Origin of the sequence: Paenibacillus sp. FSL R5-0517, assembly GCF_037974355.1 — a bacterium.
Taxonomy (GTDB): domain Bacteria; phylum Bacillota; class Bacilli; order Paenibacillales; family Paenibacillaceae; genus Paenibacillus.
Window position 1 is genome coordinate 3,917,989 of sequence record NZ_CP150235.1, and the last position, 13,842, is coordinate 3,931,830.

15 protein-coding genes are annotated in these 13,842 nt (G+C 42.5%); 2 read left to right on the forward strand and 13 right to left on the reverse strand.

Annotated features, from left to right (window positions below):
- Positions 1-146: 146 nt before the first annotated feature.
- The 10 genes from MKX40_RS17190 to MKX40_RS17235 all read right to left on the reverse strand — a co-directional run bounded on the left by MKX40_RS17190 (position 147) and on the right by MKX40_RS17235 (position 8,277).
- Complete coding sequence (locus MKX40_RS17190) at positions 147-1,295, reverse strand: collagen-like protein (protein ID WP_339234348.1); 1,149 nt, start codon at positions 1,293-1,295, stop codon at positions 147-149.
- Between the two features lie 313 nt (positions 1,296-1,608).
- Positions 1,609-2,202 (reverse strand): C39 family peptidase, encoded by a 594-nt coding sequence (locus MKX40_RS17195; protein ID WP_339234351.1) that lies wholly within the window; start codon positions 2,200-2,202, stop codon positions 1,609-1,611.
- A 41-nt stretch (positions 2,203-2,243) separates the two neighbouring features.
- Entirely contained in the window at positions 2,244-2,786 is a 543-nt protein-coding gene (locus MKX40_RS17200) for a GNAT family protein (RefSeq protein ID WP_339234354.1), read from the reverse strand.
- A gap of 43 nt (positions 2,787-2,829) precedes the next feature.
- Positions 2,830-3,324, reverse strand: a complete 495-nt coding sequence (locus tag MKX40_RS17205; protein WP_339234357.1) for an AAA family ATPase — start codon at positions 3,322-3,324, stop codon at positions 2,830-2,832.
- Between the two features lie 34 nt (positions 3,325-3,358).
- Entirely contained in the window at positions 3,359-3,901 is a 543-nt protein-coding gene (locus MKX40_RS17210) for a GNAT family protein (protein WP_339234360.1), read from the reverse strand.
- A gap of 28 nt (positions 3,902-3,929) precedes the next feature.
- On the reverse strand, positions 3,930-4,676 hold the full coding sequence (locus tag MKX40_RS17215) for a class I SAM-dependent methyltransferase (RefSeq protein ID WP_339234363.1): 747 nt from the start codon (positions 4,674-4,676) through the stop codon (positions 3,930-3,932).
- A gap of 36 nt (positions 4,677-4,712) precedes the next feature.
- On the reverse strand, positions 4,713-5,135 hold the full coding sequence (locus tag MKX40_RS17220) for an NUDIX hydrolase (protein WP_339234365.1): 423 nt from the start codon (positions 5,133-5,135) through the stop codon (positions 4,713-4,715).
- A gap of 24 nt (positions 5,136-5,159) precedes the next feature.
- Entirely contained in the window at positions 5,160-5,585 is a 426-nt protein-coding gene (locus MKX40_RS17225; RefSeq protein WP_339234368.1) for an NUDIX hydrolase, read from the reverse strand.
- A gap of 59 nt (positions 5,586-5,644) precedes the next feature.
- Positions 5,645-6,424, reverse strand: a complete 780-nt coding sequence (locus MKX40_RS17230) for a phosphotransferase (RefSeq protein WP_339234371.1) — start codon at positions 6,422-6,424, stop codon at positions 5,645-5,647.
- A 59-nt stretch (positions 6,425-6,483) separates the two neighbouring features.
- Positions 6,484-8,277: a serine hydrolase domain-containing protein gene (locus MKX40_RS17235; protein WP_339234373.1), complete on the reverse strand. Its 1,794-nt coding sequence runs from the start codon at positions 8,275-8,277 to the stop codon at positions 6,484-6,486.
- 447 nt (positions 8,278-8,724) lie between these two features.
- Here MKX40_RS17235 and MKX40_RS17240 point away from each other — a divergent pair, with 447 nt between their 5' ends.
- Positions 8,725-9,570: an MBL fold metallo-hydrolase gene (locus MKX40_RS17240; protein WP_339234375.1), complete on the forward strand. Its 846-nt coding sequence runs from the start codon at positions 8,725-8,727 to the stop codon at positions 9,568-9,570.
- Between the two features lie 142 nt (positions 9,571-9,712).
- On the opposite strand, the gene MKX40_RS17245 is transcribed toward MKX40_RS17240, so the two are convergent.
- Together MKX40_RS17245 and MKX40_RS17250 are read right to left on the reverse strand one after the other, a co-directional pair.
- On the reverse strand, positions 9,713-9,922 hold the full coding sequence (locus tag MKX40_RS17245) for a hypothetical protein (RefSeq protein ID WP_339234377.1): 210 nt from the start codon (positions 9,920-9,922) through the stop codon (positions 9,713-9,715).
- A gap of 147 nt (positions 9,923-10,069) precedes the next feature.
- The gene (locus MKX40_RS17250) at positions 10,070-11,347 is read right to left on the reverse strand and encodes a YCF48-related protein (RefSeq protein ID WP_339234379.1); all 1,278 of its coding nucleotides are present in this window, start codon (positions 11,345-11,347) and stop codon (positions 10,070-10,072) included.
- A 335-nt stretch (positions 11,348-11,682) separates the two neighbouring features.
- On the opposite strand from MKX40_RS17250, the gene MKX40_RS17255 reads away from it, so the two are divergent.
- A complete protein-coding gene (locus MKX40_RS17255; protein WP_253437053.1) occupies positions 11,683-12,612 on the forward strand; it encodes an L-lactate dehydrogenase in 930 nt (309 codons plus the stop codon).
- 292 nt (positions 12,613-12,904) lie between these two features.
- On the opposite strand, the gene MKX40_RS17260 is transcribed toward MKX40_RS17255, so the two are convergent.
- Entirely contained in the window at positions 12,905-13,825 is a 921-nt protein-coding gene (locus tag MKX40_RS17260) for a tyrosine-type recombinase/integrase (protein WP_339234382.1), read from the reverse strand.
- Positions 13,826-13,842 lie beyond the last annotated feature (17 nt).

Consider the following 13,842-nt stretch of genomic DNA (forward strand, 5'->3'; position numbering starts at 1 on the left):
AAATCTAATTAATATGTACAACATCAGCCCCAACGGAGATAACAGCCTGAGTAAAGCACTGAGATCTCCGTTCAAGCACACCAATGTTACATTGGGGATGCCTATTTAATAAAGCAAAGTACACTTAGCCAGGGCTGATAACGGACTCATGCTAATTGTGTGATCACAAGATGTGCCGATACAGGTCTTGTTCCGCCCGCAAGTGGCGTAATTGTTAACGCAGTAGAATTACCAGCCGGGTTTCGAACGGTCAGAATAGAATTAATCACGGTTGTCTGTACCAAGGCCATACCCACAATCTGAGACGTACCCGTAGCTCGCCCAACTACTGTAGGGGCCAAATCTGCCCCATTGAGGGTCAAGATTAATTGACCCGCTTCATTGATGCTCACTTGGAACAAAATCTGATACGTACCAATGGCTGCCAGATTGAATGAACTAGGCCCCGTGCGGGCGATAGTTGTTCCACTTGTTGGCCCATCCTGAGGAAAGCTTACATCCGTACCGGGAGCAACCGTTGCAGCATTATCAGGTGGCATCAGTGCGAAAAAGTCAGCGAATCCCAGCACGCTTCCGGCTGCTCCGGTCGCTCCTGTAGATCCTGTTGCCCCAGCGGGACCAGCTACTCCTGTCGCTCCTGTCGCGCCCACTGCTCCAGCAGGGCCTACCGCTCCTGTTGCACCAGCTGTGCCTGCAGCTCCAGCAGGGCCTGTTGCTCCTGTTGCACCGGCTGGTCCTGCCGGGCCTACTGCTCCAGCAGGGCCTGCCACTCCTGCTGCACCGGCTGTGCCTGCCGGGCCCGCTGCTCCTGTCGCACCCGTCGGCCCAACAGCTCCAGGGGGACCAGGAAAACCTTGAGCTCCAATTGCACCGGCAGGCCCAGGATTACCTTGCGGACCCTGTGGCCCTACAGCCCCTGCTTCTCCCGGAATGCCCTGGGCTCCCATGGGGCCAGCAGGTCCGACCGGACCTTGAGAGCCTACGGCTCCAGCAGGACCAGGCTGTCCCTGAGGTCCTTGTGGTCCAGGCGGCCCTCCCGCTGGTCCTTGAGCTCCAGGTGGCCCTTCTACCCCTTGTTTACCTGGAATACCCTGTACACCCTGCACGCCTTGTATCCCTTGCGGTCCTGTTGGACCAACGACAGTAGGGGTAGATATATTCACTTCTGGAGGCGGACATTTTACGTGAACGAACTTCTTAACCACTTTCAATCGGCGTTCTTTTCTTTTAAGTTTACACGGATATAATGTTGCCTTTTTTCTCTTCATTCGTTTCTTCACTTCTGAATGACTCACCGTGTGGACACCTCCCTATGGACATAGTTTAACGTACGTATGTAGATAAATAGATGCGTGGACGAACAACCAATTAATTAAAAAGCTTAGCCTGATTTATAAGAAAAACTATAAATTCCGTAGCAATTGCCCATACGTTTTATCTATATTCCATAACCATCGACTAAAACGAACTTGTTTACGTGAGTAGATTTGTTCACAGAAAAACTCATGCCAATTGGGCATGAGTTTCATATTTTGACCATGCAGAATTTTCGAATAATGCCGATTCGTTCGTTCAAAGTAAAAATACCTGTCCCTTGAGCGGGCCTTCTTAAGTCTTCTTCGGATGTACGACGATATATGAGTTCTGACAAAAGGGCAACCATGACCTCCATACCGTGTTGAGTTCATTGATGCTGATTTTTCGGTTGTAATACTCTTCATCACAATTAACCTTGTGATCTAACGATTCTGCCAAGTAAAAATGCGTTTCATCATAACCAACAACGGGAACAAAATGCAAGTAACGTTGTTTGGCATGGACTTTAATAAATAAAATAACAGGCACCCCTTGGCTGATCTGTTGCTTCAACGTATTCACATTACCACGTAAGTACATTGCCTTGTATCCTAGCTTTCTGAAAAAAACAACAACCGCTTTCGGATATACGGTTCCATCCAGTAATTTGCGAGGATAGGATTCATAAAGCTTAGTTCCGTTGGACTCCAAACCGAAATGTCTCAAGACGAACGCACTGGAAAATGCAGCACATTCATTATTCTTTTGCATATCCAGTTGATTGGAAGATTGAATGTAATATGTACTTGGCACGTTGACGCTGTTCATGCGATCTTTCTTGGGAAAACTGAAATAGATAGATATCACCCAGAGGATGATCAACCAAAGTAATCCATTGAGAAACAATCCGTGCCCTCCTTCGCTTAGCAGACGATATACTCTACCGTTTAAGTATCCCATTCACCAGATAACAGACTATAAGTCAATATATTCTCGTAATGATCGTAAACCCATTGAGCTTCTCGTGATGTACCCTCATTAGTAAATCCGATTTTCTCAGGTATGGCTCTGCTTTTAAAATTGTTTTCTGCACATTGAATGATTACACGATTTAACTTCAACTCGTTGAAGAGATATTGAAGCAATTGTTCTATGGATTGGGTAATAATTCCTTTACCCTGTGCTGACTCAGCTAAAAAATATCCAATGCTCGTTGCTCTATTGTTCCAATCAATATAGTGCAACCCTAACATCCCGACCAATTGTCCATTAAACCATATTCCGGAATCAAAACCGTTTCGCTCTTCATAATTACGTGTCCATAACTCTATTACAGAATCTAAATCTTGGGGCGATTGCCGTTTATCAACCCAGAGTAACCACGTTCTCAAGTGCTTTCTATTCTCATCTATTAATGCATACAACACATCTCGATCTTGAGATTCGATCAGCTTTAATACAATAGATTCATTTACTTGAAAAGGTAACATCTGTTCCTCCCACTCAATCTAACTATAAGGTTATTTTAGGTGTTCATTCCTCGCACCAGTTTTTTAGAACCCATTCTTTGATCTGTTCAGCTACTTCCTCTGCTGTAAGTTCTGCCGTTTCGATTTTTTGCATGGGTGGGTCAAATGCAGTTTCCGAATTCTGGAGTAGCCAATTTGCAAAATCCTTGTGATCTTCGATCGAGTTCTCATCCCACCCACGAGCTCTTAAACGCGTCTCGCGAGTAACGTCGTCACAATGCAAATTCATATATAGAATCTGATCGAATCGATCGATGTAGTCGGACGATGCAATGTTTTCCGGCACCATCGTTCCGCATAAAACGGTTCCTCGTCCACTTAGGGATATGCTATACGCAATCCTCAACCAATTCTCTTTGGCAATCTGCCAATCCACATTATTGATGATATCCATATCAAAGACGTCAATTTCGGGAAGCAGCTTGCGAACAAGCGAAGAGATCGTTGTTTTTCCTGTTCCACTTGCGCCTGTTACTATAAATAGCGGTAATTTTCTCATAACTAGCTCCTTTAAATACATACATTTTAATTAATTACGTTCTCCATTGATCTGCTTTCAAGCCATAGATAATTCTGTTTAGATAAACACCGTTAATATATTCGTAATCTCTTAATTCACCATCATGTTGAAAGCCTAATTTTTCAGGAATTGCGCGGCTTTTGAAATTATCTGTCGCTACGCCAATTTCAACCTTATTTAATTCAAGTTCATTAAAAGCGTAATCAATTAGCATTTTAATCGATTTTGTAATAAGTCCTCTACCTTCATATTCCTTACCTAGCCAATATCCTATTTCAGTTTTCTTGTTTTCTTGATCAATGTATAAGTAGCCAATAGAACCAGCAAGCTCGTCTTCACACCAGATTCCTAGCCAATAACCATCATCTTCAGCATATCGTATACGTGTTCTCTTGATGAAGGATCTTGAATCATCTTCTGTTAATGTCATATTGGGGAACTTCAACCATGCTCCTATATGATCCCTGTTACGATCAATCAAATCATATAATTGGGGTGCATCTTTCATTGCCAAAAGCGATACATAGGTAGCTGTATCCATTTGATATTTAAACATAGTCCACTCTCCGATTCATTTCATTTAATTATCGTTTCCTCGCTTTGATCACAAAAGTTACAGGTAACACCTTCGCTCTTTTAAGGAGATTATCGCTATTATCATGTAATTGCATGATATCCTCATCGGATTCCTCGATCATGTGTTCAATGACAAATCCCGCTTTTGCCAACGCATTGATATAGGTTGATATTTGACGATCCGCTAAAGTTAGTTCACCCTGAACAAAGTCAGGAGATACCGCATTCCACGATTCATCAGAATATGGCTTATTGAAGACAAATCTATCGTTTTCTTCAACGACACATCTATGAATTGGATGAGACCAACTGAAAATAAAAATGCCATCTTTCTTTAAATAAGAAGCGATTCTGCTGAAAGTACCTTGAAGATCAGTGGTCCAACCGATGGCATAAATTGAATACACAGCGTCAAAATAATTCGTAGGAATTCCACATTCCTCTTCCATGGGTGAACATATCAATGTTGCCGAAATACCGTGTGTCCTCAAGTGTTGTTGTGTCTTTTCTATCTGTTTCTGTGATATATCCATACCCCACAGTTCACCAGCATTGTGATCCCCATGATACTGCAAGGATTGGCCATCTCCACAGCCCACCTCTAACATTTTTAATCCTGAGACATCCCCAAATAGTTGGTGTTTTTCTTCTGATATGAATGCTCCATAATGCGGAAGCACGATTGCTCTCAAATAGTCATTCCCTCTTGTATCCCAATAGAAGCTGTTTGTTTCATAAACACTGTTCTTGTTCATCTGTTAGCCTCCCATTTATACACTACATCCAGAACATCATTTGTTACCTTCGTTGAAATATGTAATCTCATGGCCATTAAGTAAGCTTTTAAAGCCGCTCTTGTAGTACGGCATGAGCTCATCTGCCTGTGTAATATCCAACCATGCCATCTCAGAGATTTCATCTGGTCTTGATATCCCTTCTCCCCCTCCGACAATTTCTGCTCTGAATGTTATAAAAATCGCATGTTCCTGTATTTTTTCAAATTTACACTCGTTGATTGCTACAATACCGTGCACGCTAACATCAAGTCCCGTTTCTTCTTGGGCTTCCCGGATTGCTGCTTGTTCCCATGATTCACCAGCTTCAACAGCTCCGCCAGGCAGCGACCAGCTTGAACGCCCTACATTCTTTACTGCAAGCACTTTAGACTTGGATGGATTGGTCAGTAGTGAGTAAACTACATCGACTCGTTTCATTGATTGACTTCCTTTCCGAAAACATTAAATATTACTCTTATCACTGAACTCAATGCAAAAAGGTTGCATCTCAGGGTTTAAACAAACCTCTATTCTTTCTCTGAAGTTTTTCCATTCGACTTTTAAAATGGCTTCTTCAATTGGAAAGAAACCAGAGTCTAAACTCTCCGATGATGTCGTTAATTCCCCACCTATTGGTTTGGCTAAAAATAATGTGTTACATATTGAATTTTCGATATTCTGAAAGATGCCGCAGAATTTGATGATTTCAATGTCGATGCCAGATTCTTCTTTCGTCTCTCTAATTGCAGCTTGACTAAGAGATTCTCCTTCCTCCACTTGACCACCCGGCATTTCCCATCCTCTTCGTGGGCCTCTAATAAGTAATAATTCATTTTTGTCGTTGATCACGATTGCAGCGGCAGATACGATATGTTTTGGAGGGCTCATTTGTTTTACTCCTTCTATAGAGATTGATATACGTTGGAATATAATAATATAAAACCAAACTAAAAGAAGTTATATATCCCGTCTTCAAAATAATAGTACTCTTCATCCGTTATTCTTAACTTTCCATAACCGTTATAAAATATTTCTTTATCTCTTTCATTATCAAACGCATTAGGTTTCGGTCTAATGGCTAATGCTACATCATATCTTGGATCGCCATATGCCGCTCCTGCCCAGTCAATAACTCCAACAATATTGCAATCATTAACTAGCACATTATCTATAGTAAAATCTCCATGAATAAAAGTATTATCTATTGGTCTTGGCCGTGCTTCTTTCAACTGTTGAAGTCGTTCTGCTGAGCCGTCTACCGCAAAATGAGTTAGATTATACTCTGCTTTGCTAAGCATTGTATCTAACCAAGGACTGTCATTGCTCAATAATTCAACAGGACAAGAACATTCATGTATTTTCTTTAAACAACGCCCAAAGTTAAAAATCGCTTTTTCTTTACTTTCAAGGTCAGGCATTGTAGAGAGAAATTCTCTTAAACTTATTCCGTCAATATAATCCATCAGAAGCCATCTCGATGTCTCCTCCGTATGAAACGAATATACCTTTGGAACAGGGAGTCCCGAATGATGAAGGTATTGAAGCACCTTATATTCATCGGATAACCATTCATTATAAAGAGCGTTTTCTGTCTTCTTGATGATGTACTTTTGGTCGAACGTATCCAGAATAGCCACAGTAGAAGTATGACCTTGCTTAGGAAAAGTGATTTTCTGAACTTTCCCTATATGTTCTTTTGTTTCAATGGGGAGATCCTGAATATTCATGGTTTCGTCCTTTCTGTTATTTCGTACCCTTTCTGATTGAGTGCACGTTGCATATCGCTCTAAAAGTACAAATCCCATCCCATAATAAAAGTAGCAAACAGGAAAGCAGATATGCCAGACATGATGTATACCGCCTTTTGCTTTTTGCTGTAACTTCTCTTCAGGAGTTTGTAGAACATCAAGACAAGGTACGCTGCTGCTAGAATCACATAAACCAGGTTTAAGATGAGATGTACGCGTAATGAAGAATAGGGGGCAAAGCCTAAGGCTCGCATGAACAATAGGGTCGTATTTAAAATCAATGCTAAACTGGCAATATTAATAGCAATATGATACTTATCAAAGCCTGTACCGGGTCTTTCCCAGTTTTTTAACTTGTATTTGGATAACCTAATAAAATAGCCAATTATCGCTCTCAAACTGAGCAGGATGGCTACTGCAAGCGCAATAAAAGATGCTTTGATCAAGTTTATCGTCAAGTTGGATACGGGCAAAAAGTCATTATAAGGAATGGAGACCTTCTCAATAGTCCCGTTACGCTCAACAACATTTGCAAAGTTACTAAGGTCAAATGTTGTATACTTCTGCAGACTTAACATTGAATATGCCTTCGTAAAACCGGAAACGACCCGTCGCGCAGGCAGATAATATCCTCCACTCTCAGATGTAACCGAATTTGTACTGAAGCTACTTCCAAACACTTTTTGGACAAGACCAACGCTATAAGCCATTTCATTTGACTGGTTTGTCATGACCACTAACCCAAATTTAGACTCCGGGTCAATAACAAATTTACTTGTAAATCCCGCCGTACTTCCAGCGTGTTCAAGTGTAGGCACCCAGTACTCCACTTCAAAGAAGCCATGTGCAATTCGAGGATTAGAAGTTCCATCATAATATAGACTTGGTGACAGCATCTCGTCTAACGTTTCCTTATTCGTGAATAATAAATTACTATGATCCACCGGCATTAAAGCTGCGAGAAATTTAGCTGCATCCTCTGCTGTGCCAATGGCGGCCCCCGCAGGGTATAAGCTTATGTATGCTCTGTTCTTAGGGATGAGTTTCAGACTCGTAGTGTACCCTTGAATCTCATTTCTCTTTTTCAAGACGTTTAGATTATCATGCTGTGACGGGTGCATCGAAGTTTCTTTCATATTCAGCGGTTTAAATATATGTTCATTTACATATTTATAAAAGGGTTGTCCGCTTTGCACTTCAACGATGTAAGCAGCCATAGCCGTACCATAGTTCGAATAAGCAACGACACTCCCAGGTTGATCAATCTGCCTTGGCTCAAATTTTTGTAAAGCTTCACCTAACTCCACAATATCACTCTCGGATGAATACCATAAATCGATCAATCTATCCTCCCACCCTGCGTTATGATGCATTAGGTTCCTTAGGGTGATGGGAGCATCGTATTCAAGCTTCTTAAGAAACCCTTCTGGTAAATATTCCTGAATATCGGTATCCAAATCAAGCTTCCCCTGCTCTACAAGTTGCATAACACTCGTCCAGACCAACAGTTTAGAGGTTGAACCCCATTCAAATACAGTAGAGGTGTCTGCCTGTCTCTTTTGCTCAAAATCTACGTAACCATAGGCCTTATTCACAATCGTCTCACCGTTTTTGATAGCTACAACCGATACGGCAGCGGTTTTCTTTTGATTCGTGGCCACATATGAATCAATCGTTTCCTCTAGTGAAGACAACGCAATTCTGGAGGGTGTTGTCTCCACCTGCTCTACCTCAGCGCGCACAGATCCCGGACATGTCATTATGATGATTACAAGTACAAGAACAGAAGTGATTGCTTTATTAACATAGGAATATTTTTGATTAATCTTCATTCGCTACCCCCTTATTATCTACTATAGTTTTTGTGCCTTTACCACAAAGGCTACAGAGAGCAGATCCCATAATACGAGCTTACTTTCGCAAAGAGTTACTGAATATCCGGATTGATAAAAGTAACATGTTTCAAAAACAAGTCTGTCATCTCTTCAGCAACACATTCAATTCCACATTTTGAGAAAATTACCTTAATTATTTCTATAATAACCCATGCTGCAATATTTGCGAAGTACTTTTAAAAGCGCATACATTTCACTCCAAATAAAAAAATTTAGTTATAGAACGTATCACTTATATCTGGTTTTATTCGCAGAGATTGTGATCTTTTATAATAAGCTTCCTCCCTGTCGTGGGCAGCGGGAGAGGGTACGGAAATCGGATAATTCAAAACTTCTGGGTATACTACAGCAAGTCAATTTAACATCGATAAGGAGGATGAGCTAATGAAAGAAGAATTGAATTACGGTACAGATTATAAGTTTATTCCTGTAACTTCAGTGGGAAGTGGTGTGGGGACTGAAATACGACCTGATTTATTTTGCTACACGATTCAAATTGTAAATATCTGTTTATTAGGTAACCCGAAATCTGACGATTTCGTTTTAGTAGATGCCGGAATGCCAAAGTCAGCAAATGAAATAATTTCTGTCATTGAGGAACGTTTCGGTGCAAACAGCCGGCCCAAAGCAGTAATTTTGACCCATGGACACTTTGATCATGTCGGAGGGGTGATCGAACTCGTAGAACACTGGGGAGTTCCGGTTTATGCACATCCATTGGAGATCCCCTTCCTCACAGGGGTTAAAAGCTACCCGGAACCAGACCCTACGGTTGAAGGTGGTTTGGTAGCAAAGATGTCGCCAGCTTTTCCTAACGAACCAATAAACCTTGGAAGTCATGTACAAACGTTACCCCCGAACGGAAGTGTACCCCATATGCCAGGATTTAGGTGGATTCATACCCCAGGACATTCTCCCGGTCATGTTTCGTTGTTTAGAGAAAGTGACGGAGCGTTAATCGCAGGTGACGCCTTTGCTACTGTAAAACAAGAGTATATGTATAAAGTATTAAATCAGGAATTGGAAATAAGTGGACCCCCTCGCTATTTAACAACAGATTGGGAAGCTGCAAAGCAATCTGTTGTCAAACTTGAGAGTTTAAAGCCATTGGTTGCTGTAACTGGCCATGGACTACCGATGTCTGGTGAATTACTAACAACAAGTCTGAGAAAACTGGTTAATGAATTTGACCGTATTGCCATACCGGATTATGGAAAGTACGTAAACTAATTTTTCCCTTCGAGCATAGTACTGTGAAGTGATATGAGTACGCTGTGGAAATGTGATTTTTTCAGTTGTTTTCAAAAAAAGAAAGCCCCCAGCAGGGGGCAAAACGTTGATATATCAGCCTTTTTTTGATCAGTTTTGATGACTAAGCGTACATCATATCCATAAACCCGCGAGTTACTTCTCCACCTTCGGCTGGTTCGGGCTGGTCTGCCTTTGCGTGTTCTGCCATGCAAGCCTTCACTGCTTCTTCTGTCGTACAACGATTGGCATCATCACATGTGTAGCATAATTGAAGCATATATCTGGTTAAATCATCCGCCTGCGTGAATTGAGTCTGACCGTTGGTTCTCATCTTCATCACTCCTTCTCTTGTTGAGTTAAATATATCACCTTCTAACAACTTTATTTGTGATTTATTTCACAAACTAAACAAAAAAGAAAAGGAACCTTTCGGCTCCTCACTTTCCCTATATTTAATCACATCGATAACACTCTACTTTTAAAGCACTTTCCAATGTACACCGCCGTCCATCGTTTGCAATAACAACGATCTTTTGGCATCTGTATTCTCAACCAATATCCAGCCAAGTTTGGAGGTAATCATCTGAATCTTCACGATCTCCGGATAGTCTTCAAGAATTTTCTCCAGTACACTGCTCGCAGGAAGAGCGCTCCATGTTTTGCCCGCATCCTTGGTGTGGTAGGTTATGCCCTTTTGCATCGCCCAACCTTCTAGAGCGTTCAGAAATACCGGTGAAAGGTTACGATTCGGACCCGTTTGTTTATTCAAAGTAAAATTGGATAGCTTCCAGCTCTTTCCACCATCTGTAGTGAAAAAACCATTAAATGTCGTGCTCTTCCCTTGAGAACAGGACATTGACATCCAGGCTGACTGTGCTTCACGTCCGAAAAATTGGGGTGAACTGACACTAAAATTACCACACCCGTTGAATTTGTTTCGATCAAAGAAAGATGGTCCTTTATCCCAGTTCTCTCCACCGTCTGACGTTACGTACAACTTCGGTGTGCCGAACTCAATCGCCGTCAGGAAACCATGCTTCGGATCGGAGAAGGTCATACCTGTTGTGTATCCACGTTGAGAAATCTCTTCTGCTTCCTTTTTGCCATCTTCATCACTGGAAGACATCCGATTCCAGGTGATTCCACCATCTTCGGTAAAGTACAGTTTCTTGTCCTGCTTACCAATAGCGGTATCCACCGTAGTGAGAATCCATCCTTTTTCAGGAGATACAAAGGAGATCGCAGTCACTTTATCCGTCTTGGACAGCGATGACAGACTCCAACTTACCCCCCCATTGTTGGTACGAAGCACCATGGTGTCTGTTCCACCCATGCCTTCGCGAACAATCCAACCGTGCGTACGATCTACAAAATAAATGCTTTGTCCATATTGAGGGTTAGCCGGAAACTGTACATTTTCCGAAGGTGAAATATTGGTCCAGGTCTTTCCTTGATCCTGTGTATAGTACAGACGCAGCGCATTACGCGTCACCCCCCATGCCAATCCTCCATTGTCATTAAGCAACTGAAAATCGGTCAAACGGGTTTGTATTTGATACTTGGCCATATCCGCAGATTCTGTACTGTTGACAGGGGGAACGACAGTTAATGTCTGCCCTGTATTCCCGGCATCCTCCTGCTGCTGTGGAGGTTCTGCTTCCGGAGGTTGATCTGAGTCGGTGCATGCAGCCAGTAAGGCTGCTATACCTATAGACAGCAATGCTGTCTGCGCGATTTTGATCCATTGCGAACGCAAGTGGGTTCCACCTCTCTCATCCAATATACAGGCGCGCATGCCTGTCCTATGGCGTTATATTTACGATTCATCAGAATCCACTGCTCCTATTCTACCACAAACCTTGCGTAAAAGGCTCATTGCCCCCTCTAGGGCTGCCCACTCCCTTTTTCCAACTGAAGATCTGGGCTAAGTGTTGCACATTAATTACCATTAATTTCATCCTAAACTGTTTTTCGACGGAATAATTGGTAAAAAGACATGTAATGTGAACTATTTTATAGACAACACTCGCTTTCTATTCTGTAATCCCTTAATATGGATGGGAGTATAACCCAAAAGGAGTGGATGTGAACATGACAAATAGTGCAGCATTGAAACCAAGTCGTGTCGTGATTGTAGGCATGGGTGCGGTGGGAACAACAACGGGATACACGCTAATGTTGAGACAGCGTTCGTCCGAGTTGGTATTTGTGGATGTGAATCATGATAAGGCAACCGGCGAAATGCTGGATATGAACCACGGTCTTCCGTTTACGGGAGGCGTGAAAGTATGGGCTGGCGATTATTCCGACTGCAAAGATGCAGATATCATTATTATTACAGCAGGTGCCTCCCAGAAACCAGGCGAAACCCGGATTGATCTGCTGAAGAAAAATGCAAGCATTTTCAAAGAAATTATTGAGCGTATTACTGAAGTGAATTCTCATGGTATTTTGTTAATTGCAACGAATCCTGTAGATATTTTGTCCTATACTTCATGGAAACAAAGCGGATGGCCTGCTTCCCGTGTCATCGGTTCAGGCACATTGCTCGATAGCGCACGTTTCCGTTACCTCATTGGTAAGAATAAAGGGATCGACCCGCGTAGTATTCACGCCCACATTATCGGTGAGCATGGTGATTCCGAAGTACCGGTATGGAGCCTGGCTAACGTTGCAGGAACAGATCTGGAATTGGATGAAGAAACACAGCAGGATATCTTCGACCGTACCAAAAATGCAGCTTATGAGATTATTAATGCCAAAGGGGCCACTTCCTATGCAATCGCCCTTGCTCTGGACCGCATTGTAGCTGCAATTCTCGGCAACGAAGGCTCCGTTCTGAACGTGTCCACGTTGCTTGAAGATTACAATGGCGTATCGGATGTATATCTGGGCGTTCCATGTGTTGTTGATCGCAACGGTGTGCGTGAGATCCTTCCTCTTCCGTTGAATGAAACCGAAAAAGTGGCTTTCCAGGCTTCTGCTAACAAATTAAAAGAACAGATCGCTGGCTTGGAATAATCCGACTGCTTATCATTCATGTCGTGAACGATTAAGCACGTTAACCGTTGTGATTTAACATATCTGTCATACCCAAAGGGACCATTGGAGTCTTCCAGAGAGAAGCTTCAGATGGTCCCCTTTGGTTTGATTTTGATTATAACTATGATTGTGAATGTGATTATAATTATGATTATTTAAATCATAAGTTAACATAATATATATTATGTTATTTATTCTCCTCTCCACATGAAAACAAATAAAAGCCTGTCCATAGGACAGACTTCTCTTCAGATTAAATAAGCGTTATTTATTAATATGTCGGAAGTTTAACGTCAAGCAGAGCCATAGCCTCTTCTTTCTCCCTACTGGTGACATGTGTATAGACAGTTGTCGTTTGAATCGATGCGTGACCGAGCAGCTCCTGCACCGTTCGCAAGTCGGCTCCGCGCCGTAACATCATGGTCGCGAAGGAGTGACGCAGCTTATGACTGGAGTAGTTTTGACGCTGATTGGCTGGTGATTCCTGCTGGAAGCGTTCAAAGGTTTCCGTAGATATGAGCTGAATGCTGCGAATCGACAGTCTCTTTCCTTTTTGCGAGACAAACAATGCTTCCTCTTTCGGTCGCCAAGGTTCCAAACGCTCTGCCATAGCTTGAGACAAGACGTTTGCCACGGTCTCCGGTACAGGTAGCGAGCGCCATTTACGACCTTTACCAAATACATCCAATGTACGCCGCTCCGCATTATAGTCTTTGCAATCCAAAGCATGCACTTCTCCAACCCGTAATCCCATATACCCCATCAGCAGAAAAACAGCCAGATTGCGTGTGCGATACTTGCCTTCTACCGACTCCAGAAAACGTGTCAGCCCACTTTCATCCAGGAAAACGGGCGCACGGTTTTTCTCAGTTTTGGATTTTTTGATCCCAAAAGCCGGATTATTCGTTAACAATTCGAGTTCAATGAGGGACTTGTAAAAGCAGTTCACCGCCGCATGTTTGCGATTTCTCGTGGCATCACTAACCCCACGCTCCCGCGCACGGGACAGAAAAGACAACACATGCAGCTTTTTGACCTGCTCCAGTGACTTTCCTTGAATGGAGACCAGGAATTCCACCACGTCACCCGTGTATGATTTTACCGTATGGCCTGTATAACCGGCGTCCTTCATCCATATGTGAAAAGCTTCTAGCTCGTCCGCATATTTCTCCTGGATCTCCTCAGTCATCATCTGTCTACGTCACCTCG

Excerpts from the sequence above, each read along its gene's own strand:
- MKX40_RS17200 (WP_339234354.1), bottom strand. The coding sequence starts at position 2,786 with ATGTTACCTTTTCAAGTAAATGAATCTATTGTATTAAAGCTGATCGAA.
- MKX40_RS17205 (WP_339234357.1), bottom strand. The coding sequence starts at position 3,324 with ATGAGAAAATTACCGCTATTTATAGTAACAGGCGCAAGTGGAACAGGA.
- MKX40_RS17210 (WP_339234360.1), bottom strand. The coding sequence starts at position 3,901 with ATGTTTAAATATCAAATGGATACAGCTACCTATGTATCGCTTTTGGCA.
- MKX40_RS17215 (WP_339234363.1), bottom strand. The coding sequence starts at position 4,676 with ATGAACAAGAACAGTGTTTATGAAACAAACAGCTTCTATTGGGATACA.
- MKX40_RS17220 (WP_339234365.1), bottom strand. The coding sequence starts at position 5,135 with ATGAAACGAGTCGATGTAGTTTACTCACTACTGACCAATCCATCCAAG.
- MKX40_RS17225 (WP_339234368.1), bottom strand. The coding sequence starts at position 5,585 with ATGAGCCCTCCAAAACATATCGTATCTGCCGCTGCAATCGTGATCAAC.
- MKX40_RS17230 (WP_339234371.1), bottom strand. The coding sequence starts at position 6,424 with ATGAATATTCAGGATCTCCCCATTGAAACAAAAGAACATATAGGGAAA.
- MKX40_RS17235 (WP_339234373.1), bottom strand. The coding sequence starts at position 8,277 with ATGAAGATTAATCAAAAATATTCCTATGTTAATAAAGCAATCACTTCT.
- MKX40_RS17240 (WP_339234375.1), top strand. The coding sequence starts at position 8,725 with ATGAAAGAAGAATTGAATTACGGTACAGATTATAAGTTTATTCCTGTA.
- MKX40_RS17245 (WP_339234377.1), bottom strand. The coding sequence starts at position 9,922 with ATGAGAACCAACGGTCAGACTCAATTCACGCAGGCGGATGATTTAACC.
- MKX40_RS17255 (WP_253437053.1), top strand. The coding sequence starts at position 11,683 with ATGACAAATAGTGCAGCATTGAAACCAAGTCGTGTCGTGATTGTAGGC.
- MKX40_RS17260 (WP_339234382.1), bottom strand. The coding sequence starts at position 13,825 with ATGATGACTGAGGAGATCCAGGAGAAATATGCGGACGAGCTAGAAGCT.